The following is a 23,648-nucleotide window of genomic DNA, read 5'->3' as shown; positions in this document are numbered from 1 at the left end:
ATTTGATGTAGTTAAAACATTTTTTAACAAAGTATGGGGTATTTTCTTATTTAATAAAACAAATGTTTGTTTTAATTAGTTTTATGGTAAACCTTTTGTATTGGTGAAGGCAACCTTTTGGAATAAATAATCTTTCCTTACAATTTCAGTGGTTTATATAAAAGCTGGATATATAAAAAGGGGATGTTGTGAAAATGAAAATAGGAATGTTTTATGTCAATGAGTGTCATGATGGGAAACATGATCGTGCATATCGCGAAATGTTAGAGCAAATTCAATATGGAGAAGAGTTAGGATTTGAAAGCGTCTGGTTAGCGGAACATCATTTCAACGAATATGGTAGTATGCCTTCACCCGCGGTTGCAGCTTCGGCTATTGCACAACTAACTAAGAAAATCGATATAGGTATTGCTGTCAGTATATTAAACTTTAATAATCCGGTGCGAATTGCTGAAGATTATGCAATGGTAGATATTTTAAGTGAAGGACGTTTAAAATTTGGATCAGGACGAGGATATCAGCCAAAAGAAGCAAAAGGATTAGGTATATCGATGGAAAATTCCCGAGAAAAGTATTGGGAAGCGGTTGAAATCATTCAAGGATTGTGGAGCAGTAATGAATCGTTTAGTTATTACGGCAGACACTACCAAGTAGAAGATATTGTACTAACACCGAAACCGATTCAAGAAAGAATACCATTTTATTACGCAGCTATAAGTGCAGAATCGTTTGATTACATGGTTGAAAAAGGTGCCCGCGAATTTATGGTAACCCCAACTCTTATGGTTTTAGATGAAGTTATGAGATATACGAAGCAAACTAGAGAACGATTAATACAAAAAGGAATTACACCAGATATTCTGTTAAACTTACAAATGCACATCGCAGACGATCCTGATGAAGCGGTAAGGAATGTTGAAAAAGAAATGCAAGTTTACTTTAATAGAGTTCTAAGTTTGATTCCAGGAGCAGACGGACAACCAGTGCCAAAATCTTATGAACAATTTGCAGAAGTAGCGAAAACGTTCAATAGCTCGATGGATATAGCTGAATTAGATAAAGCAGGAATCGTATTATTGGATAATAATAAAAATGCTATTGACCGGTTAGCGGCAGTTGAAGAAGCGGGTATTACTAATTTATCTTGTTGGTTCAGAATGGGGGGCATGGAGCACAACAAAGTGATGAAACAAATGAAACGCTTTGCTGAGGAAGTATTACCGTATATTAAAAAAGGAAGCGCTCAAAAAACTGGGCAATAAACAAAATAGTGACGAATCTTCCAAAAGTGCCATTGTTAATAATCAGGGGATGTGTTAATACCAGTGATTTACTTCATGGTTGTTATGCAATATAAGTATTAAATAGTAAGCCTATAGTATAAAAAATGCATTTTTTATTGTTTCCTATTATTAGAGAAGAAGGGATGTTAGTACCGTTAATAAGTTTGTGTAATGTTTTTAGAGTATCTTAAGAATAACTTGTTGAGTTTTCTTAAAGGGGAGGTTGTTCTTTGTTTTGCCCTTCCCCATATTGGTTCGTAAATATTTTTAGGCTGGGACGACCGTACTGAATTCCATGGAGGGCCCTACAGGTACACGGTTTGCCTGTTCGGCGGGGAACCTGTTCATACTCTTTGTGCGTTCTTAACCTCCTTCATTGCGCGCTCGGTCGTGTTGGTCGTATAAATTATGGGGCGAACGGATAATTTAAGATGGTAGTCAGGACGGAGAAGTTTTCCTTGCAGCCTTTCACAATCTTCGGGTGTTTTCTTTTGCCATTGAGCGCGGAAGTCTTTTAAGCGTTCTTCAGCTTTATCCAAAGAATTTGCTTGGTAAATCGGCTTGAGTTCTTCAATTATGGGCATTGGCTTTTCTTTGGGATGGGGTTCAAAGCGTTGCGCATTTTATGCACGATACAACGCTGCACAATAGCCTTTGGGTACACGGTTTTCATGGCTTCTTCTAAACCGGCAAGTCCATCAAACACGCCTAAAAGGACTTCTTCCAAGCCACGCTTTTGAAGGGGGGATTCTGTCAGGCTTCTACGTCTTCTATAACGATATTGGTGATGTGGCTGATAGTGGAAATGGAATACGAATGGTCCAAGGTGCGTTCAAAAAATGACTCATTTCACACGTGCTCATGCCCTTCTGATACATCATGACGTAGTTGCTCCGAGCCATTGTTCGCGACGCTGATAAGGAGAGAATATTTCTGTATGAAAGGTATATACTGATCACGAGGGACTTGAAGATTCTCTATACGGTCATATTTCATATCCAATTGACGCATATAGATCCCGTTTTTTGGTTTTTCGGTTCTAGGTATTCGTTTTCAAAGAAACTTTCGTGTTCTTCTTTCATGATGGTTTTTAGTTTCTTTTTTACGAAATGACGGACCCTTTCATCCAATTAATTTTTTAGGTTATTTTATCCTATACTAGTGAACACAGGTAGAGAATCTCCTCTCGAGTTGGTTTGCTCGTTAATTTTGAGGGTGTCCTACCTCTTTTTTGTATCAAGGAACTTACACAAACTATTAGGCACCGAATTGAATTTCAAAATCGATAATAACGATAAAGTTTAGTTAGTGAAGAGAATTTCGAGAAGGCAGTTGTTTGCTTTTTTGGAGAAAAAGAATTCTTATAACGATTGTTTAAAACCACGACAGTTATTTTATTAAATGACGAAAAAAAGTCCTAGTCTATCGACTAGAACTGAGCATGGTGATTACTATTACCATCTATTAAGAACACTGACACCCGGGCTTTGGAAAGTACTCATGGATTTTAGTACTTTACCTGCTTCTTCTAAACCAACCGTTCTTGTAATCAGTTTCTCTGGCTGCAAAAAGTTGCCCTCAACCATTCTCATCATATCTGGGAAGCGTGATATAGGCATATTCGCAGAGCCATTTACAGAAAGTTCTGTTGTGACTATTAAGTCTATTGGTAAAGGAATCATTCCTTTTTCGGAATTCGATGTCATACCTAATTGCAATAAACGCCCTCTTTTTCTTAGACTGTAAATCGCATTCTGGCAAGTTGCTGTGATACCTAAAGCATCTATGGCTACGTGAGCCCCTCCCTTCGTTAATTCTTTTATTTCATTAACTGCATCTTTTTCTTTTCCATTGATTGTTACTTTTGCACCGTGTTCTTTGGCAAGTGCTAAAGGTTCGTCGTTGATATCTACTGCAATAACATTAGCTCCCATAGCGGTAGCAACGTGGATGGAAGAAAGTCCAACCCCGCCGCAGCCATGAACTGCAACCCATTCACCAGGTTTGACATTCACTTGGTCGACAATGCCGTGAAAAGCCGTCATAAACCGGCAGCCTAAACCAGCTGCTGCTTCATAGCCTACATTATCTGGTAAACGAATAACATTTTGATCGGCATGTGGAACGTGTACAAATTCACCAAACCCACCGTGATAAGTTACGCCAACAACCGCAGGGTTTTCACACAAGTTGGCATGACCAGTGATACAATATTCACACGTCCCGTCTCCGTGGGCATGCGGTACAACCACACGGTCTCCCTTTTTAATCTTTGTGACATTTTTTCCTACCTCTTCAACCACCCCTGAAAATTCATGTCCTAGTATGTGAGGTAACTCTAAGTCTAAGCCAACCCAGCTGAAATCTCCCTGCCATAAGTGCCAGTCACTTCGACAGATTCCATTAGCTTTTACTTGGATAACAACCCCATCAGGAGTCAAAGATGGGTCAGGCATGTTCATTACTTCTAGATCTTTTTTTAATTCAGTTACCACTAGTGCTTTCATAATTGTTTCACTCGTCCTTTCATAATAGCTTATAATGTAATCATATTATTTTCATTTAATTCTGAAAATTACTAATTTAGGGTGGATGTTATCCACCAAATGGGGGGAGGTTTCGATCCAGATGTAATGCTGATTTTATAGGTTAATTAAATCTCAGGATCAATACAGGGTTGGTGTAGGTAAAAATAAACTTACCTATCCCTTTTTCTAAAGCGATTCATCATCAAGAAACTTATAAAAAACAAAAAGATGCTGTTAAACCCCAAAAATATAGGGGGGAGACAACACTTTAGGGGGGATAGATTTATTGGTTATTTTACTTTATAATTTATCCATATATTCCATATATTCAAAATATTTAAAATAATAAGAAGGAGGTGCTTTATACCATGAATGAGGAATTTTTAAGAAGTAATAAATTTCAACAAAGGTCGTGAATAGAAATGTCAAAGAGTTTAGAAACAAGATTATTGAAATTAGAAGCGCGTGAAGAGATTAAAGAAGTAATGGCTAACTATTGTCATGGTATAGACAAAGAAGATGAGCCATTATTTACGGATGTTTGGGAAGAAGATGCAGTGTGGGAGTTAGGAGATCCTTCATCAGCGGCTAAAAATAAACAAGAAATTTTAGAGAAAATACAAATGAATTGGAAGAATATGTTTGAGAATCATCATCATACTTTAAATCCAGTTATAGAAATTGATATAGGTAACGGAACTGCCACAGCTGTTGCAGATCTAAAAGCTACTGCTACAAATGCAAAAGGTGTTCCTTTGCTTATAACAGCGACATATTATGATAGTTTTAGTAATCGCACAGGCAAGTGGAGGTTTACAGAGAGGAAATTACGAATTCATTATATGACACCTGTACTAGAGCCATGGTCAAATAAACCAGAAAGTAGAATAAAGGGGTAGACATGTATTCCGGTTCAAGTACACGAATAATATTTGGATGATTATAAATATGAAAATCACTAAGTTTTTTGTGATTAATCAAAATAATAACTATCAAAGTTAATTATTTCAAAGGAGGTTTATGATCATTGATGAGAAATGTGTTATGCAAAAGAGATGAGATACCGCCTGGTGATAAGAAGATATTTCAAGTTAAAAAAACATCTATTGTTGTTGTAAGAAAAGAAGACAAGTTTTTTGCTATTAGAAACGGATGTCCCCACCAAGGAGCAGAGTTAGGAAAAGGATCCCTGGGAGGAGCTGCTCCACCTTCTGATGTGAAAGAATACTGCTATGAAAAGCAGGGAGAAGTTCTTTATTGCCCTTGGCATCATTGGAGTTTTGATGTAGAAACTGGTTGTTCCGTTTATGACGAGAAAATTAAAGTGAAAACATATGATGTAAAAGTCGAAGGCGATGACGTCGTTTTATATGCCTAAATGGAAAGGTTAGGTAAACTATTTTTATTGATGAAGGGGAGAAAAATATGGCTACTACTATTGACAAACGCGAAGAACAAAAAACCAAAAAGCGTAAAACAGCTGTAATCGATGTCGATGTCCATCCCAATCCTAAAAGCTATGATGATCTTTTACCTTATTTAAGTGACTATTGGAAAGATTTTTTGACTGATGCTAAGTGGAAGGGTGTTTTTCCCGGTATACCAGTTATGGCTATTGTTGCAAATGCAGGACACCGTATGGATAGTATTCCGCCTGAAGGAGGTCTTGGATGTTCTTCGCTTAGCTTCTTTAAAGAACAAGTGGTGGATAAGTATAACTATGCAAATGCGATTCTATATCCAGATTCCACCTTTATGTTAGCGGCTTCTCCTCAACATGAAATGGCGACGGCTGTAGCTTCAGCTTATAATGATTGGCAAATTGATCATTGGTTATCGAAAGACTCCAGCCTCCGAGGTACAGTCGTTATTGCATCTCAAGATCCAGAAGAAGCTGCACGTGAGATTGACCGTGTAGGAAGCCACCCACAAATGATTCAAGTAGGATTGTCTATTCATTCCCCGTATGGAGGATGGGGAGACAAACGGTATCATCCAATATGGGAAGCAGCCGTGCGAAATGGACTCATCTGTACTTTTCATGTTTCGGTTCCCGGAGGAATATTTCAGGCTTTGCCCGTTCGAGGAAACTATTATCCTGAAACCCAAACCAATAATGGTTTAACGTATCAAAATCAAATTTCAAGTATCATTTTTGGCGGGGTGTTTGAAAAGTTTCCCGATTTGCGCATGGTATTTGTCGAGGGCGGTTTTGCATGGCTTCCAAGTGTAATGTATACGATGGATACTCACTGGCGTAATTTGAGGAGAGAAGTTCCATGGGTGAAACGTCCGCCGAGCCAAACGGTAAGAGAACATATGTGGTTTGGTACTCAACCTTTTATTGAACCTGAACACCCTGAAGACGAGAAGCACGTACTGCAAATCATTGAAATGATCGGTACAAATAAAATTTTGTTTGCAAGTGATTATCCGCATTGGGAATTCGATGCACCACAACAAGCATTGGCTAAGCTGCCAGCTGAAGTTAGAAATAAAATCCTTTATAAAAATGCAGTTGATTTATATGGGTTTGAGGATCCAATGAAATAGAAAGTTTCTATCAATATTTATCAGAGTATTTTTTTGGAAGTGGTTTCAATTTATTAGAGTATCATTGTGAATAACGATGTTCGATAAGCAGCTTTTAATAAAATTTGAACTACCATTTGTTTGAATTGGAATAAAATGTATGATTAATAGTTTATCATATGACAGCAGATGCTGATTGAAGCATCTGCTGCTATCCTTACAAGTTAATACCTTAAATAGGTCTTATTCTCAATGTTTAGTACCTCATATAATATTTAAAATGAAATAGGAGAATAAGAAATTATAAAGGGAGAGGGTGTCCGTGAGAAAGATAAATGTAGCACAGATGGTAGATGAAAGTAGATTTAATTCTTTTCATTTAAAAGTTTTACTGTGGTGTGCCTTTATTCTTTGGTGTGATGGGTTTGATTTGACAGTACTTGGTTCTGTCATTCCTAGTTTAACTGAAGAATGGGGGATGGCATCGGGTACGGCTGGTCTTATCGGAAGCTTGACTTTGTTTGGTGCTTTATTAGGAGCATTTTCTTGTGGAATACTGGCTGATAAATTTGGAAGAAAGAAAGTGGTTGTTTCTGCTTTTATTCTTTTTAATTTAATGACATTATTACAAGGTTTCTCTCAGGGAGTAATCGATTTTGCGATTTACCGCTTCATAGGTGGATTAGGATTAGGGGGAATCATGCCAATTGTAATAGCACTAACGACAGAATATGCCCCAAAATCCATGAGGAATATGCTGGTCGGTCTTAGTTGTGTTGGTTTTGCTACTGGCGGGATTGTTGTAGCTTTGTTAGGCATATATGTGATTCCAAATCTTGGATGGGAATGGATGTTTTTTATCGGAGGTCTGCCTCTATTAGCTGCCCCATTTTTAATAAAGTATTTGCCGGAGTCTTTAAATTTTTTGATTGCAAAGGGAGAGTATGAACAAGTAGGTCAGATTTTAAAGCGTCTTAATCCATCTTATACTCCGGAAAAAGAAGATACGTATGAAATTGATTTACCCCAAAAAGGTATGCCAGTGGCTAAGCTATTTGAAGAAAAACGCGGCTTTTCAACTATACTATTCTGGATCGCGACAGCTTGTGTTTTATACATGATGTATGGGCTGAGTACCTGGCTGCCTCAACTCATGGTAGAAGCAGGATACCCGCTAACATCAAGTTTATCGTTCCTGTTTGCTTTAAACTTTGGGGCTATAGTAGGTCAAGTATGGGGAGGTTGGTTAGCTGACCGCGTTGGTGTCAAAAGAATTTTGGTTACTTTTTTTACATGTGGTGGTTTGTGTTTAGTTTTACTAGGTTTGGAACCAGGGATTGTATTGTTATATCTTTTGGTTGCACTAGCAGGAGCAGGTTCACAAGGGACCCAGGTTATTAATTTAGCTTATATTACTAACTTCTATCCAGCTTATGTTCGGTCTACCGGCGTCGGTTCGTCACTTGGTTTAGGGCGAATAGGAGCAATAATAGGTCCAGCCGTTGGGGGAATTATTCTCGAATTAAGTCTTCCTCTTCAAATTAATTTTATCGCCTATGCTATACCAGGGTTTATTGCGGCAATGGCTATGTGGTTAGTTCAAGATAAATATAGTAACTCTTACGGCGGAAATGTTGTCCATGCGTACCAAACAAAAGCAGTTGAGTAACAATTTCATGAAGGAGAAATAACAATGTCGATATATTCATTCCAAGCAAGTTTATCAAACGGCCAAAAAGTTAGTTTGAAAAGATATAAGGATAATATTTTATTGATTGTAAACACAGCTAGTGAATGTGGTTTAACTTCTCAATATGAAAGTTTGGAAAAATTATATAGAACATATAAGGAAAACGGATTCACTGTACTAGCATTCCCTTGTGATCAGTTTGGAGGCCAAGAGCCGGGAACGAATGAAGAAATCAGAAGTTTTTGCTCAAAGAATTACAATGTAACCTTCCCGTTATTTGAAAAAATAGAGGTGAATGGAGAAGGCGCCCACCCTCTTTATCAATATTTACGTGAACAAGCCAGTGAGGATACTAATTTAGATAAAAAAAGCCGCTTGTACAATCATTTACAAAAGAATGTTCCAGAATTATTGGAAGGATCACTCATTAGATGGAATTTCACAAAATTTTTAGTTGATAAGAAGGGAAACGTTGTAAAGCGTTATTCTCCTACGGTTGAACCGGAGGAATTAGAAGAAGATATTAAAATATTATTATAATATTTTGACATCTTTATGCTATGAAAACATTTTTGATCAAGACTTAGGGGGGGAAATATGTACGAAGGGGTAGAGACATTCGGAAAAATAGTAGAACATCGTGCGGATAGCAAGCCATATGAACGTTTTATACGATTTGAAAACTATGATCTCACGTATCAAGAACTGCATCAAAATGGAAATAAAGTGAGTCATGTGATTGCTGCTTTGGGATTATCGAAGGGAGATACCTGTGCAGTTATGCTTCCTAATAGTCCTGAATTTTTAGCAATGTGGGTCGGGCTGGCAAGGCTAGGTGTCATAGAAGTTCCCATTAATGTCGCATTTCGTGGAGATTTATTGGCTTATATTCTTAATAAAGCGGAATGTAAAGCACTAGTAATTTCTTCCCAATGGGTGGAGAGAGTAAAAGAATTATCTGATGAATTAATACATCTTCAACATGTCATTGTGGTAGGAGAAGAGGTAGAGATTGAAGAGGAAAATTTTTCTTTTTATTCATATGAAAACCTCATGCTGAATGCTAGGGATACCCACGTGAAAGTTGACATTCAATCGACGGATCCATCCCTTATTTTATTTACGTCAGGGACAACTGGACCTTCTAAAGGTGTGATTTTAAGCCACCGGGCAAATTTCAGTCTTGCCCAGACAGCTTGTGATCTAATGGATTATGGACCAGAAGATCGTTTGTTTACTGTATTTCCGCTGTTCCACATTAATGCCCGCTACACAACTATTTTGACAGCACTCATGGCTGATTGTGACGTAGTCATGCATGAAAAGTTTTCTGCTTCTAAATTTTGGGATATTTGCAGAAAGGAGCAAATCACTTCTTTTAATTTTATGGGGTCTATGCTGACGATTCTGATGAAACAGCCCAGAAAACCAAATGATGCAGATAACCCTGTTAGAAAAGCATATGGGGCCCCCACTCCAGTAGAGATATATCATGATTTCATCGAACGTTTTCAAGTAGAAATCTCTGAAGTTTACGGCTCAACAGAGTTAGGAACGGCCATTTATAATCATGCTGATACATTTAAATTAGGTTCCTGCGGAAAGCCGGTACCGATATATGAAGTCGAAATACATGATGATAACGATCAACCATGTCCGCCGGGTACAGCAGGTGAAATTGTCGTGCGGCCGAAAGAGCCTTCTATTATGTTCTCTGGATATTATGGAATGTCAGAAGCGACTGTAAAAGCATGGCAAAATCTTTGGTTTCATACAGGAGACCGGGGCTGGGTGGATGAAGAGGGATATTTTTATTTTCTAGATAGAATGAAAGATGTTGTACGGCGGAAAGGAGAAAACATTTCATCCTATGAAGTGGAAAGGGTCTTGAATGACCACCCGAAGGTGAAAGAATCTGCAGTGATTGGAGTCCCATCTGAACTTTCAGAAGAAGAAGTGCTTGCAGCGATTACTGTGAAAGATGGTTATAATCTAAAGCCAGAAGATTTACTTGATTACTGTAAAACTCGCATAGCCGATTTTGCAGTACCTCGTTATATTAGATACTTGAAGGCACTGCCTAAAAATACTTCATTAAGAGTTGAGAAATATAAACTGCGAAAAGATGGAGTGACAGATGATACGTGGGACCGTGAACTAGTTGGCTACAAAGTGTAAGGAATAGCGGGTGAAGAGACAGGGGAGTAGTGTGGTGAATCTTTTTCAATTAATCAAGTATGTGGAGTGGTTGATATGAAAATAATAGGTCTGTCTGGAACCATTATAGGTTCAAAAACGTCGGTAGCTATACAGCACATACTAGAGGAAGTAAAAAAAGCAGATACATCTGTTGAAACAGAATGTATTGATTTAAGAGAATATAGTATAGAATTTTGTGATGGCCGAGAGGCACATCATTATAATGCAGATACAAGAAAAGTAATTGAAAAAATGTCCTATGCAGATGTATATATTATTGGAACACCTATTTTTAATGCATCGATGTCTGGAGCATTAAAAAATACACTGGATCTTATTCCTCCTTCTGTCTTTCATAAAAAAGTAATGGGTTTTGTGGCAACAGGCGGATCTAGTGAACATTATTTTGTCATTGAAAATCAGCTTAAAACCATTGCCGGATATTATCAAGCCTATGTGACAACAAATAACATGCTGATTCATCGAAATAGTTTTGGAGATAATAATAAAATTATTGATAAAAAAACAGCGGAGAAAATGACAGCGCTTGCAGATGAATTAGTATTAATGGGTAAAAACTTAACTAAAATTACCTCTCCTTAAAGAATGCGAGAATCATTCATTCTGCTAAATATAATGATTTAGAAATAGAGTTTAGATGGTTTGAGGGGGGAAGCCATATTAATGAAGCATTTCTCTCAAACAGTCTTTAACACAAAGGCAGGAACATTATTTTTTAATAGTATATGAATGTGATTGTGCTTGTAGGATAGAGCCTTAGTGTAGTAAAAGAAGCATCTGCCAATCAGCAGCATGCTTCTTTTTCAACAGGTTTTTATTATTTTCGGATGAGTGTTGGCCCAACCAGTGATGTTGGATTTGTTCCTAATGCTATCTTGCAAATATTAGCATAGCTAACCTGTTTATTTTCATTCAGCATTCTTTGTAAATGGTGAAAATCTCGATCTGTTTTTACATTCTCTACCTGTTCATGAAAAACAGATAACACATACTCATCTTGAGCAACGGGGTGAAAATCTCCCGCCTCTTCATCCATCATGAAGCAGCCCAAAAATTGATATCCATATTGCATCTGACGTGTAAGCTGAATAACATTCAAGAATTTTTGGTGAATAGCAGGGTTCGTATTATTTAATTCATCGATGGCTTTTTTTACCTCTAACAATTCCTGATAACTTGGAGATGTAATCATGCAACCACTCCTTTTATAACGGTGTATTAGTCCCAAGGCTTCTTCAACTCGAGGTGCGATATTAATTCTTTGTTTTGCTGTCTTTTCAATTTGCGGATTTTTTCTCTTTCTTTCCCAGTTTCAAAAAGGAATGCTTCTTCTTCTGTTTCCGGTATAACGTTTGGCACTTCAACAGGCCTTTTGTATTCATCAAGCGCAACAAAAGTCAAGAATGAAGTAGCTGCAATGCGTCTATTGGCTGTTTCAAGATCTTCTGCTACAACCTTACAGAAAATTTCCATTGAACGACTCCCGGTGTAACTGACAAATGATTCAATACAAACAGCATCACTTTGACGAATAGGTTCAATGAAATTAACAGAATCAGTTGATGCGGTCACACATTCTTTTATCCTGGAATGTCTGCGGGCAGAAAGTGTTGCGCAGGCATCCATTTTTTTCATTAAAACTCCACCAAATAAAGTATGGTAATTGTTCAAATCATTTATAAGAACCTGGTCTGTTTGAACGACTCGTGTTTCTTTCACTTTTTTGGATTCCATTATTATCACCTTTGCAGTAAATTCATGTTGTTACAGAAATCATTATAAGGGTGCGAAGCTTTTAACGTACAATGCCAATCACACATGATGGTTATAATGAATCAGTATGTAAGCGGTTTTTAGAAAGGAAGCGCAGGGTGCACGGGGTTACGTATTGTTGTTTTATTATGTAACGGGTACGGGGGAAGAAGCGTTTGAGGGCAAACAAGGCAGGAGCCAGGGGGAATGACCGTAAATCTTGTAAAAAAAGACTAAACGCCCTTAGCCTGCTGGCACATAGAGCTAAAGTCGTTTAGCTTTTTTATATTGGCTGCGCACTCTGCTTGAGAAGGCAGTTTATAGGGGGACTGTCTGCTTTATTCATCTTCGTCGGTATCAGCATGGTTATTCTCTTTTACCAGCTTGAGTTTTGCAAATCTGATAAATTCTTTTGCAACCTGTGACAAATAAGCATCTTTTTTCCAAATTAATGCAAGATTCCATTCTATTTTAGGGTTAGCAATGGTTATCGTCTGTAAATCACTAGTTAACTCCATACAAGTACTTTCCGGCAAAAGAGTGATACCAAGGTTATAAGCCGCCATTTCTTCAATAAAATCCAATTGCGATGTTTCAGAAACGATATTTGGTTCAAAGCCTTCTTCTATGCAAGCTTCGAGGATTAAGTTTCTTAACTCAAAGTCCCGGTTGAACATGATAAATGATTCGTCTTTTAATTCATGCAAGGCGATTTCTTCTTTCGCGGCCAGGCGATGAGAGAAGGGGACCACTAGTTTTAAATGATCATGCACAAATTTATAATAATTAAACATCTCATGGTTTTCAGGAAGAACAACGACACCGAAATCCAGGTCATCATTCATAATCTTTTCTGCAATGCGCTTCGATCCATCTTCTTCTAATTGAAACGTCACATCAGGGTACTGTTGATGAAAGGAAGCCATAAGCTGAGAGAAAAAAAAGGAATTAACAATGGTAGGCAGTCCTAAACGAATACGCCCTTTTTTCAGTATTAATAAGTTGTCAATGTCCGCTTCTAGAAGGCTGAGCTGCCTTTCAATGACTTGAGCATGTTTATAAAGGATACGCCCGACATCTGTCAGCAGCAGCTTTTTTCTCGAACGAATGAAAAGAGGGGCACCCAGCTCACTCTCCAATGACTTAATAATTCTGCTGAGAGCAGGCTGCGTAATATACAGATTTTCTGCCGCCTGCGTAAAACTGCCAGTATCGGTGACTTCAATAAAATATTCCAAATGCTTCATTTCCATTGTGCCAAACACCTTTTTCCATAAGCACACAATGCCTTAAGTAACAGGGAAGTGATTTTCGTGTGCTGCTTTGTTGATTTTTTCTACTTCATTATAAAGCAAAGCCAGCATATCACAAACAAATGGCTGTTAAAAAAGGTCAGGTAAATGGGATCAAACCTTTACGAGCACGCATAAAGAAATTCAATAATGTGTAGAGGAAGCACTTAACGGCATTTATGTTTAAACAATCAACTTTCAAGACAAAGAGAGGGAAACCTGCTGCTGGAACAGAAAGGTTTCCCGCTTTTTTGTCGTTATTTTTACCATGCCGGGTCAAGTGGAGTTTGCACTTTACTATGTGCTTCTAGTACTTCTGCAGCATCAAATATCGTGTCTTCCCGGAATCTTCTGCCTAATAGCTGTACACCGACCGGAAGTCCGTTTTCCACGGATGTTGATATAGATAACGCTGGGAATCCGAGTAACGGAACAGCCATCATTGACCACTGGGCCGCCATAACACGTCTCATGTTTTCGACGCTTGTAATGTCAGCATTTTGTTCAAATGCTTGTTCAGCTGACACCGGCATTAACAAAATTGGGTACTTTATCAAAAATTCTTGAAGCTTGGAAATGAGTGTTCCCCTTCGTGCATAGCCATTCATATATTCTGTTAATCCCGGGGAAGGGCCCCACCAATCTTCTGCTACCGCATAATAGTGTTCGGCAGCTGTTTTCATTCCGTGGTCTCCTACTTCATTTACCAGCGGCATCATTTGGCGGAATTCTTCCATGCATAGCAAATACCAAAGCTTGTACGCCTCTTCAAATAAAGGAAGGTCTACTTCTTCTACCACATACCCTGCATCAGCTAATTTTGCTGCTGCATCGTCAAGCGCTTTATCAACTGCAGGAGCAGGTTTAGCTGCATTTACATCTTTTAAAAGACCGACACGAATGGGCTTGCGTAAAGAGTCTCCAACCAAAGGAACAGAAGCATGAATGGGATCTCGAGGGTCAAATGGACTGAGGGCCTGCAATGCTAAACGTAAATCATCCACTGTTCGGGCTAATGGTCCTTGTGTAAGCATTGTCTGCACGGACAATGGCTGATCCTGGTCCACTGGCCCGTATTGGCTTGGTACTCTTCCTGCAGTTGGACGAAGACCAGAAATTCCAGAGGCATATGCAGGATATCTCACTGAACCGCCAATGTCATTTCCTTGGGCAATGGGCAGCATTCCCGCTGCAACAGCAGCTGCTGCGCCTCCGCTAGATCCCCCCGGAGTTTTTGATTTGTCCCATGGATTGAAGGTCATGCCATGCACATCATTATTAGTAAACCAGCGGTATGAAAAAGCTGGTGAATTGTTCCTGCCAATAAAAATGGCTCCTGCTTTTCGTAAATTGGCTACATGTGGTGCGTCTTCTGCCGCTATGTTTTCTTTAAATGCTGCAACTCCGTTGGTGGTTGCCTTCCCTTTTTCGTCACTGTTAATTTTAATGGATGTTGGTACTCCATGAAGGGGGCCGAGGTTCTTACCGGAGTGGACAGCTTGATCGGCCTGATCTGCTGCTAGAAGTGCTTCATCTCCATATACCTCGACAAGTGCATTTAGTTTAGGGTTCACTTGTTCAATACGGGCAAGTGAGCTTTCCACGACTTCTCGGGACGAAATCTTTCTGGCCTTAATCGCACGCACTAGTTCAGATGCAGACCACTGCCAGAGTTCTGTCTTGTCTTCTTTTTTAATGTTTATTTCTTTGTATACAGACTTTTCACTCATTTTTCCGTCCTCTCCTTTTTCATTATATTGTTAAAAATATTCTGAATAATGTTATGATAAATTAGAGACAGCATGTACAACAATGGCAGATATAAGCCATTTTGCAATAAAAAAGTACTAAATAAAGTACCAAAAATCAGAAGGCGGGGGTTCTAATGGTTTCTCCAGTGCATTTACCTAAATCTGATAATGAGCGTGTGATGAAATTGATTTCAGGTTTGTCCACTAGTTTTAAAAAAGGATCCCACAGCTTGCAGCATTTACTCTCAGAAATATTCGGATATCACTCGAGCATTTTGTGGAGAATTGATCAAGAAGGGAGCTTATCGGATCCGCTTAATCATTACATTAGTGATTATTTAGTAGAGGATTATTTGAATTATTTTTATGAACGTGACTATTTACATCCTAAAAAGCTGCTGCATGCATATCGAAAAGAAACTGTTCTACGATTAGAGGATGTCATTCCTATGAAAACGTATGAGGCATCTAATTACTACACAGAGTTTATGAAAAAACACAGGTACTACTATGAAATGGTGCTCCTCCTTCATTCACGGGATACATTAGTTGGAGCAATAGGCATAGCTAGGTCGCGATCAGAAAACAGATTTACAGAGAGAGATCTAAACAGAATTCGCGCGATTGCGCCATTTATATCGAATTTATTGTATTTAGAAAAAGAGTATGAAAAAGAGCGTAAAGAAAAAGAGGTATTGGAGGCTTTTGCCAATAAAAGTAATACAGGGTTGCTTGTCCTTGATGATAAGCTTGATGTTCTTTATATGAACCCAGCAGTTTGGAACATTCATAGAGAAACGGCATTATATAAAAGTATCGACAGTTTTATTAAAGATATAATAGCAATGTTCTCTAATCAATTTACCGCTTCGTCTAAATTGCAGCTTCAAGGCTATAATATTCAGGTTATTGCGCATAAGGAAGTGTTTCTATCTAAAGAAAGCCATTATGCTGTTATTATAGAAAAAGCGAAGACAGAAGAAAGATTAGAAAATGACAAGATATTTGATAAATTAACAGAACGTGAAAAAGAAATTTGTTATTACTTAAAGAAAGGATATACGTCTAAAGAAATATCCCAAAAATTATTCATTAGTGTTCATACTGTAAACAAACATACAAGAAATATCTACCGGAAAGCAGGGGTGAACAGCCGGGCATTATTACAAGCTCGGTTGTAAAGAGCGCTAATAAGATTGTATGATTCATTGCCTGCTGAAGATGAGAAAACGGTGACACTGCTTTTTTTGAAGAAGCAAGAGAAATGTTTAGAATGCTGAGTATTGTATTACCAGAGATGTTGGTTAGTGTATAAGCGTGTTCTAAGTGCGCCTGAATGGATAACTAGAAAACAGGTGTTTTCCCTCCTATAAGTATCTATCCGTAAAATGTCCAATGCGCATAAGATAGTAGAGTCAATTGTATATAGGTAAAAGTAGAAATACGACTGTAAGGAGAGGGGAACTACCATTGGCTGATACGATTACTCCACTAAAACCGTTAGAAAAACCAAGGAATGTGAGTATAAAGGAGAAAACGAAAGAAAAAAAGGATCAGGCCTATTATGGCGTACTGATTTCACATAAATATTTTCAAAAACTATTGAAGCAAAAGGCTCACTTTCGAACGAAAAAGTTAATTAAAGTAAACAAAGAGACTATAAAATTCCGGTTATATTTTTTTTCTGTTATGACAGTTAATATCAAAAAACAAGAGATACGAGGGATTTATTATGATGATAAAGCAGGAAAGTTTAAAACAGCCCGTTATCCATATCCGGACTTTTTATATAGACGGGGAGGAGTGAAGAAAAATAAAAAAACGTATCATATATTTCTTCGGCAATGTAAAAGAAGGAACACCATTTTCTTAAATCCAGCTTCTTTAGGTAATTGGGATGTTTATAAACGTTTTCAAAAAGTCCATTCTTTAAAAAAATATTTACAGGAAACGATTTTGTATAAAGAGCCAAGTGATTTATACAGTATGTTGAAAAAACATCGGATTATTTATTTGAAAGGAAAGACAGGAAGAAAAGGTCAAAATGTTATCCGAATAGAAAAAGTATCGGCAAAAAAATATCGATACAGGTATTATAACGTTGTCACAAAAAAAGTTGAGACGATACAGGCAAGAAGCCGGAAAGAATTAATTCCTTTTATTGAGAGTTTCTATAAAGGTAAAACATTTATGATTCAAGAGGCTATTCCATTATTAGAAATTAATAAAAGACGCGTTGATTTACGTGCAGAATTGCAGCGGGACGAAACAGGAATGATCACTATTTGCGGAATTAGTGCCCGGGTAGGGAAAGCAAAATCTCCAGTAACGACACATGCTAAAGCTGTTACAATCAATGAGTTGTTTACACGTTTAAAATTATCATCTGACAAAAAAGCTGCTCTATTGTCTGATATCGAAGAGTTTCTATACAAGATTTATCAAGAAGCGGAAAATCATTATGGAATGTTTGCGGAAATGGGAATTGATTTTGCTTTGGATCAGAACGACAATATTAAGTTTATTGAATGCAACAGTCAAAGCGTAAAAGTGTCGCTTTATAAAGCTCATGGCAGTCAAGCGTTAGAGAAATCCCTATCGAATGTGCTGCAATTTGCTGATTATCTTCACAAGGAAAACACAAAAAAGGCAGCAAAAGCAAATTAATGCGTGTTGCCTGCACGGATATCAATACTCAGAATAAATCAAACCCGTTTTGTGGCTGCTTTCACTTGTCACAAACGGGTTTGATGCGCATGCATTTCTAGAAATGAGTGGTTTTTATGCTGATTACAAGTGTTTGTATGTATGATTAAAATATGTTGTGGTGGAGCGGTAAATGCTCGGCGGCTGATCCGCAATGTTAACGAGGTGTCGGGCAAACGTCACATACCTCATTTTGGGCTGTCGTACAATAAAAGAATGAGAGGTCGTAATAACAAGCGGATAAGGAGTTTGGAGGAGTGTAGATAAAAAGCGGGCGTAGAGAGGATGAAAGAGTATAAATTGATAAGCATGATACATACCGAATCATACAAAACGTCATTCTTTCTTAAAACGAGTTTTGCTTAAATGTCTGTTGAGGAGGACGGACATTTTTTTGATTGGTACATGTGTGGCAGTATGCAGGAAAAGCCATGACAATTATCGCAAACGTTTAGAGAGGCTGGTGTGGTCATAGTCATTTGCAGTAGTAACAAAGGGAATTATATAATAAAAATGATTCTCGTGGAGGATAAATAGTAGAAGGACTCATTATACAGTGATGTTGTTTATATCTCTGTTTTTACATCTCATGTTATTTGTCTATGATAGTTATGAAAAAGTAAGGGGGGTTGAGTGTGGAATATTCACTGCCGCTTGCCACGTGGTTGTTATTATTGATTCCAATGCCGCTGCTCGTGGTGTTGTCGTTTGTTTCTTATATTGGGTCAAAGTTGAAGGGAGAATAGTTCATGTCGTTACCTACGTTGTTAACATTTATTATTTATTTAGTTGGAATGCTGTGCATCGGTCTTATCTTTTACCGATTAACAACGAACTTATCGGATTATGTTCTCGGAGGACGTAAACTCAGCGGCGGGGTTGCAGCCTTAAGTGCAGGAGCATCCGATATGAGCAGCTGGTTGTTACTCGCTCTGCCTGGTGCTATTTATATGTATGGAATGAGTGAAATGTGGATTGCGGTAGGGCTTGCTATTGGTGCGTACTTGAATTGGCAGTATATAGCCCGCCCGCTGCGCCGTTATACGGAAAAATCAAACGATTCGATTACGATTCCCGACTTTCTCGAGAACCGTTTTCGCGATCGGACAAAAGTTTTACGCATCGTTTCGGCTGTTTTTATATTGTTATTCTTCACCTTTTATACATCTTCAGGGTTAGTTGGTGGAGCTCGTTTGTTTGAATCTTCGTTTGGTCTGCCATATGAAAATGCTTTATGGGTTGGAACGATTATTATTATTACATACACGTTTCTTGGCGGATTTCTCGCTGTTAGCTGGACGGATTTTTTTCAAGGGATTTTGATGTTTCTCGCTTTAATTGTTGTGCCGATTGTCGCGATTAATGAAATGAATGGATGGCAGCAGACTGTTCAGTATGCAGGAGAGGTCAATCCAGATTATTTAGATGCATTTGCCGGTATGAGTGTTATTTCGATTATTTCAATGCTGGCATGGGGATTAGGGTATTTTGGCCAGCCTCATATTATTACAAGGTTCATGGCGATTCGTTCGGAAAAAGAAATTCCGAAAGCACGTTTTATCGGCATGACATGGATGGTTTTTGCGCTTTTAGGATCTATTTTCACCGGGTTTGTGGGCATTGCCTACTTTACAGGAAACGGACCAGGGACAGTGATTGCAGAGGGGTCTGAAGAGACCGTCTTTATTATTTTTACACAAGTTCTGTTCAACCCATGGGTCGCTGGATTTTTGCTTGCGGCCATCTTAGCAGCGATTATGAGTACGGTTGACTCCCAGCTTCTCGTTTCATCGAGTGCGTTAGCGGAAGATTTTTATAAAGGATTATTGAGGCCGAGAGCGACCGAACGTGAATTGGTATGGGTAGGCCGGTTTGGCGTATTAGGCATTGCCCTTGTTGCAACATTTCTTGCTTATAATCCGGACAGCACCATCCTTGATTTGGTTGGTTATGCATGGGCCGGGTTTGGAGCTGCGTTCGGACCTGTGATTATTCTTTCTCTATTTTGGAAGCGGATGACAAGATGGGGAGCCTTGGCTGGAATGATCGTTGGAGGAGTGACTATGATTCTTTGGGCCCAAGTTGAGGGAGGGTTATTTGATTTGTACGAAATCGTTTCAGGATTTGTTTTGGGGATGATTGCTATTATTGTGGTAAGTTTGATAGATAAAAAACCAAGCCAGGATATTCTTGATGAGTATGATGCTGTTCACGGGAAATGAAAGAAGCAATGAATGCTTGAACTGCCCCCGCTTCGTCCCCTTGTGGGCTGTGAGAAGCGGGGGTCTTTATACTTCAGGAATGCTCCGGTGCTGCTTTTCTCGCAGGCATATAGCTGATTGCCTTGAACTAGAATGTGGAAGAAGCTGTTTAGTATAAAATGATAACATTTACGCAGTCGCTGGTCTTCCATCCACTTATGACGGACTTCTACCTTTTACCACCTTTTAAATATTGTCAAATTATCATATAATAGTAAATGGTCATCTATAATAACTGTTATATGCTGTGATATAAGTACAATCCACATAGAAAAGGTGTGGCTTCGCTTTCATTTGGTGTGACGCTTGCATCTTTTCTGCAATTCTAGAGGAAAAGGTTGATAAAAATGAGCAACAGAGAAACCAAAACAGACGTCATTTTAATTGGCGCCGGAGTCATGAGTGCAACGTTAGGAACACTTTTGAAAGAATTAGCACCAGACTGGGAAGTAAAGGTTTTTGAGAAGCTCGCGGATGCAGGGGAAGAAAGTTCCAATGAATGGAACAATGCAGGAACAGGACATGCAGCATTGTGTGAGCTGAACTACACGAGCGAAAAAGAAGACGGCTCTGTAGACATTAGTAAGGCGGTAAAAATTAATGAGCAGTTTCAGGTTTCAATGCAGTTTTGGTCTTATCTTGTTAACAGAAAGCTAATACATAATCCGCATGATTTTATCATGCCGCTGCCTCATATGAGTTTGGTACAAGGGGAGCAAAATGTAAAGTTTTTGAAGAATCGTTTTGAAGCGCTTACAAAAAACCCTCTTTTCCAAGGAATGGAGTTTTCTGATGATCCAAAAGCTCTGGAAGAATGGATTCCGCTTGTTATGCAGGAACGTACGTCGGATGAGCCGATAGCAGCAACAAAAATCGACTCTGGAACAGACGTGAATTTTGGTGCGTTAACGCGTGTGTTGTTCGGTCACTTAGAAAAGCAAGGTGTCGATATCAACTACAAACACAGTGTGGATGATATCAAGCGCACGAGCGATGGCTTGTGGGAGATGAAAATACGTAATCTTGATAGCGGTACGGTTGAGCGTCATACAGCCAAGTTTGTCTTTATAGGAGCTGGTGGAGGCAGTATCCATTTACTGCAAAAATCCGGAATTCCGGAAGGGAAGCATATTGGCGGATTCCCGGTCAGCGGTTTATTTATGGTGTGTAATAATCCGGATGTTGTGGAGAAGCACCATGCAAAAGTATATGGGAAAGCCAAAGTTGGTGCCCCGCCTATGTCCGTCCCGCATCTTGACACAAGGTATATCGACAATAAGAAGTCGCTGCTGTTTGGGCCATTTGCCGGCTTCTCGCCAAAGTTTTTAAAGACTGGTTCTTTATTGGATTTAGTTACTTCTGTCAAACCGAATAATGTCTTAACGATGCTGGCAGCAGGGGCGAAAGAAATGCCATTGACAAAATATTTGATTCAGCAAGTCATGTTGTCAAAAGAACAGCGTATGGAAGAGCTGCGAGAGTTTATTCCAAACGCTAAGTCAGAGGATTGGGACTTAGTCGTAGCTGGACAACGTGTACAAGTTATCAAAGATACAGAAGCTGGCGGTAAAGGGACTCTTCAATTTGGTACGGAATTAATTACAGATTCTGACGGTTCGATTGCTGCGTTACTAGGAGCTTCTCCAGGCGCTTCGACCGCTGTTCATGTGATGCTTGAAGTTATTGAAAAATGTTTCCCGGAACAAATGAAAGAATGGGAGCCAAAGATCAAAGAAATGATTCCTTCTTATGGCTTGTCTCTCATGGAAAATCCGGAGCTTCTGCGCGAGGTCCATGCTTCCACGGCGCAGGCACTGGGCTTAAATGAAGCGGAGAATGATAGTCTGCAAGAAGAAGAGCCAGTGTTTAGTTAATCAGCGGCAGAACACAGAAACTGAGCTGTTACAGGAAAAAGTATACGCAGCATAAGAGTGTTGTTTGTATGAATGGAAAAACGGAAAACACAATGCTCAAAAAAGCAGAGGTTACATCAAACAAACAGAAAAAAATGGAGCAGATAACAGCATGTCATTAGAAACAAGACGAAGAACCTTTGATCTGGCAGGAGATTGAAGGTTCCTTTTTTTAGGCTCTGCCATGTTTGTTGGGATTTCAGAAAATGAGAACATACAAAATACGAAAGTTCCGACCTTCTTTATACTTGAATGGAAGAAAAAGCAGTCGCTGCTATTTATAATGGTGAAAGCAGATTAGCAAATATAAAAGGAGAGGAAGAGAATGACTTTTTCTTTAATTCTTGCAATAATTACTTGTGTTATAGCGGCTGTCATTACCTTTGTACTGACTCAGGTAGAAGATAAAAACTACAGCAGCGAGTCAAGCTTAGCAAATTTGTTTAGTATTTATATTATCTGGCTTCCGATAGGAATCGTTGTTATTGGTATTATTGTGCTGGTTTGGCGCTACATCATTTAAAAGTGGTTATAGTTATGGCAAGTGGTTAATAAGTTGTCCTTTCAATTGATTTCACGTCTATTGATATGGGGATTGGAAATAAGATTTGATCTGAATGTATATTGAAGATTTTATTGACACGCTTAGATATCATAAGTGAGTGATAGTAAGTTCTAAAAGACGATAAGGACGTTAGTTATTAGCATACTTCATCCACAATTTCTTCTTAAACTAGTGCTTTACTGATTAAGAATAATAGATTTTCTTATTCACTAATTTTGAATCGAAACTTACCGGCTTACTGAACAATATTACTGGGATAATGTAATGATAGAAATACCTTCCCATATGTTCTTTGTGAACGTATGGGAAGGTGTTTGTCGGTATGCTCTCATATTAGCATACACTTCTACCTTTTCCACTTTGTTGAAGTGTTTTTTTGTACTGCATAGGAGAGAAGCCTGTTACTTTTTTAAACGTTTTGGAGAAATGTTTTACATCCAAGTAACCCACCTTTGCGGCAATAGAATAAATAGGATCATGGCTGGTAGATATCATATCTTTTGCTTTCTGCATTCTATAAGTAATTAAGTATTTTTGTAGGGAAATTCCCATTTCTTTAGTAAATATTTGACTTAAGTACGGCTGACTAACGTTTAAATGTTTAGCCATATAATTAATAGAAATACTGTTTTGATATTGGTTGTGCACCAGGTCTATTGCCTGAAAAACAATAGGGTTTTTTATCATATGTCGATTAGAAGGGTCTCCTTTTATTAAATGAAGCAGTTCAATAAATTCATTATACTTTTGTTCGATGGACGAAAAAAAAAGTTCTTGCGGTGAGTGGCTTTGCAACAGATCTTTACTATAGTCCCTATGATACTTATCCATTAGTATGGATGATAAAAATGTATAACAATAATAATATAAGTTGTAACTTAAACTGGGTTTAATTTTTTTAAAAAATAATTTTTCAATTAAATTCATTAATTTTGGATCAACAATATTATAATTAATTGTTTCTTTTATTTCTTGAAGCAGACTGTTAACTGAGTAATAATTCACTTCTTCTTTTGTGTTTTCAATATAATCGAAAGTTAAGACATCAGCTTCGCGGCAGAAAAAATTATATATTTTTAATTGAAAAAAAGATTCATAGGCAACTCTTATGTCCTCAATATCTTTAACATAATAGCTTTTATATCGTAGCGAGGT

The 23,648-nt window shown here is 38.2% G+C and carries 19 protein-coding genes and 1 pseudogene; 13 read left to right on the top strand and 7 right to left on the bottom strand.

Annotated features, from left to right (window positions below; translation table 11 throughout):
- The first annotated feature begins 194 nt into the window (after positions 1-194).
- Positions 195-1,262, top strand: a complete 1,068-nt coding sequence (locus BLT18_RS13965; RefSeq protein WP_091275302.1) for an LLM class flavin-dependent oxidoreductase — start codon at positions 195-197, stop codon at positions 1,260-1,262.
- Between the two features lie 365 nt (positions 1,263-1,627).
- Here the strand turns inward: BLT18_RS13965 and BLT18_RS18790 are convergent.
- Together BLT18_RS18790 and BLT18_RS13950 are read right to left on the bottom strand one after the other, a co-directional pair.
- Positions 1,628-1,989 (bottom strand): annotated as a pseudogene (locus tag BLT18_RS18790) (transposase).
- Positions 1,990-2,737: 748 nt separating this feature from the next.
- On the bottom strand, positions 2,738-3,790 hold the full coding sequence (locus BLT18_RS13950; RefSeq protein ID WP_091275296.1) for a zinc-dependent alcohol dehydrogenase family protein: 1,053 nt from the start codon (positions 3,788-3,790) through the stop codon (positions 2,738-2,740).
- Positions 3,791-4,233: 443 nt separating this feature from the next.
- Between BLT18_RS13950 and BLT18_RS13945 the strand changes: the two genes are divergently transcribed.
- The 7 genes from BLT18_RS13945 (at position 4,234) to BLT18_RS13915 (ending at position 10,835) form a co-directional block, all read left to right on the top strand.
- Positions 4,234-4,710, top strand: a complete 477-nt coding sequence (locus BLT18_RS13945; protein ID WP_091275294.1) for a nuclear transport factor 2 family protein — start codon at positions 4,234-4,236, stop codon at positions 4,708-4,710.
- A 131-nt stretch (positions 4,711-4,841) separates the two neighbouring features.
- Positions 4,842-5,189 carry a Rieske (2Fe-2S) protein gene (locus tag BLT18_RS13940; protein ID WP_091275291.1) on the top strand — a complete coding sequence of 116 codons (348 nt, stop codon included), beginning with the start codon at positions 4,842-4,844 and terminating at the stop codon, positions 5,187-5,189.
- 47 nt (positions 5,190-5,236) lie between these two features.
- Positions 5,237-6,364 (top strand): amidohydrolase family protein, encoded by a 1,128-nt coding sequence (locus BLT18_RS13935; RefSeq protein ID WP_091275289.1) that lies wholly within the window; start codon positions 5,237-5,239, stop codon positions 6,362-6,364.
- Positions 6,365-6,665: 301 nt separating this feature from the next.
- Positions 6,666-8,012, top strand: coding sequence for an MFS transporter (locus BLT18_RS13930; RefSeq protein ID WP_091275286.1), 1,347 nt, complete (start codon positions 6,666-6,668; stop codon positions 8,010-8,012).
- A gap of 24 nt (positions 8,013-8,036) precedes the next feature.
- Positions 8,037-8,573 carry a glutathione peroxidase gene (locus BLT18_RS13925; RefSeq protein ID WP_091275284.1) on the top strand — a complete coding sequence of 179 codons (537 nt, stop codon included), beginning with the start codon at positions 8,037-8,039 and terminating at the stop codon, positions 8,571-8,573.
- Between the two features lie 57 nt (positions 8,574-8,630).
- The gene (locus BLT18_RS13920; RefSeq protein ID WP_091275281.1) at positions 8,631-10,211 is read left to right on the top strand and encodes an ATP-dependent acyl-CoA ligase; all 1,581 of its coding nucleotides are present in this window, start codon (positions 8,631-8,633) and stop codon (positions 10,209-10,211) included.
- 75 nt (positions 10,212-10,286) lie between these two features.
- Positions 10,287-10,835 (top strand): NADPH-dependent FMN reductase, encoded by a 549-nt coding sequence (locus tag BLT18_RS13915; RefSeq protein WP_091275279.1) that lies wholly within the window; start codon positions 10,287-10,289, stop codon positions 10,833-10,835.
- A 235-nt stretch (positions 10,836-11,070) separates the two neighbouring features.
- Here BLT18_RS13915 and BLT18_RS13910 read toward each other — a convergent pair whose 3' ends face one another.
- The 4 genes from BLT18_RS13910 to BLT18_RS13895 form a co-directional block, all read right to left on the bottom strand.
- Positions 11,071-11,445 (bottom strand): hypothetical protein, encoded by a 375-nt coding sequence (locus tag BLT18_RS13910; protein ID WP_091275273.1) that lies wholly within the window; start codon positions 11,443-11,445, stop codon positions 11,071-11,073.
- A gap of 26 nt (positions 11,446-11,471) precedes the next feature.
- Positions 11,472-11,987 carry an acyl-CoA thioesterase gene (locus BLT18_RS13905; protein ID WP_091275270.1) on the bottom strand — a complete coding sequence of 172 codons (516 nt, stop codon included), beginning with the start codon at positions 11,985-11,987 and terminating at the stop codon, positions 11,472-11,474.
- Between the two features lie 356 nt (positions 11,988-12,343).
- The gene (locus BLT18_RS13900) at positions 12,344-13,258 is read right to left on the bottom strand and encodes a LysR family transcriptional regulator (protein ID WP_091275268.1); all 915 of its coding nucleotides are present in this window, start codon (positions 13,256-13,258) and stop codon (positions 12,344-12,346) included.
- A 302-nt stretch (positions 13,259-13,560) separates the two neighbouring features.
- Positions 13,561-15,027 (bottom strand): amidase family protein, encoded by a 1,467-nt coding sequence (locus BLT18_RS13895; RefSeq protein WP_091275266.1) that lies wholly within the window; start codon positions 15,025-15,027, stop codon positions 13,561-13,563.
- Between the two features lie 155 nt (positions 15,028-15,182).
- On the opposite strand from BLT18_RS13895, the gene BLT18_RS13890 reads away from it, so the two are divergent.
- From BLT18_RS13890 to BLT18_RS13870, 5 genes are all read left to right on the top strand, one after another.
- The gene (locus BLT18_RS13890; protein ID WP_091275264.1) at positions 15,183-16,229 is read left to right on the top strand and encodes a helix-turn-helix transcriptional regulator; all 1,047 of its coding nucleotides are present in this window, start codon (positions 15,183-15,185) and stop codon (positions 16,227-16,229) included.
- Positions 16,230-16,518: 289 nt separating this feature from the next.
- The gene (locus BLT18_RS13885; protein ID WP_091275261.1) at positions 16,519-17,715 is read left to right on the top strand and encodes a YheC/YheD family protein; all 1,197 of its coding nucleotides are present in this window, start codon (positions 16,519-16,521) and stop codon (positions 17,713-17,715) included.
- A gap of 788 nt (positions 17,716-18,503) precedes the next feature.
- Positions 18,504-19,976 (top strand): sodium/proline symporter PutP, encoded by a 1,473-nt coding sequence (gene putP, locus BLT18_RS13880; protein WP_091275259.1) that lies wholly within the window; start codon positions 18,504-18,506, stop codon positions 19,974-19,976.
- Between the two features lie 386 nt (positions 19,977-20,362).
- Positions 20,363-21,889: a malate:quinone oxidoreductase gene (locus BLT18_RS13875; protein WP_091275256.1), complete on the top strand. Its 1,527-nt coding sequence runs from the start codon at positions 20,363-20,365 to the stop codon at positions 21,887-21,889.
- Positions 21,890-22,253: 364 nt separating this feature from the next.
- Positions 22,254-22,451, top strand: a complete 198-nt coding sequence (locus BLT18_RS13870; protein ID WP_091275252.1) for a hypothetical protein — start codon at positions 22,254-22,256, stop codon at positions 22,449-22,451.
- A 375-nt stretch (positions 22,452-22,826) separates the two neighbouring features.
- On the opposite strand, the gene BLT18_RS13865 is transcribed toward BLT18_RS13870, so the two are convergent.
- Positions 22,827-23,648: helix-turn-helix domain-containing protein (locus BLT18_RS13865; protein WP_139184745.1), on the bottom strand; the 822-nt coding region annotated here is incomplete at its 5' end.

Origin of the sequence: Alteribacillus persepolensis (assembly GCF_900099605.1) — a bacterium.
In the GTDB taxonomy this organism is placed as follows: Bacteria; Bacillota; Bacilli; order Bacillales; family Marinococcaceae; genus Alteribacillus; species Alteribacillus persepolensis.
This window is presented reverse-complemented; position numbering and strand designations above follow the sequence as displayed.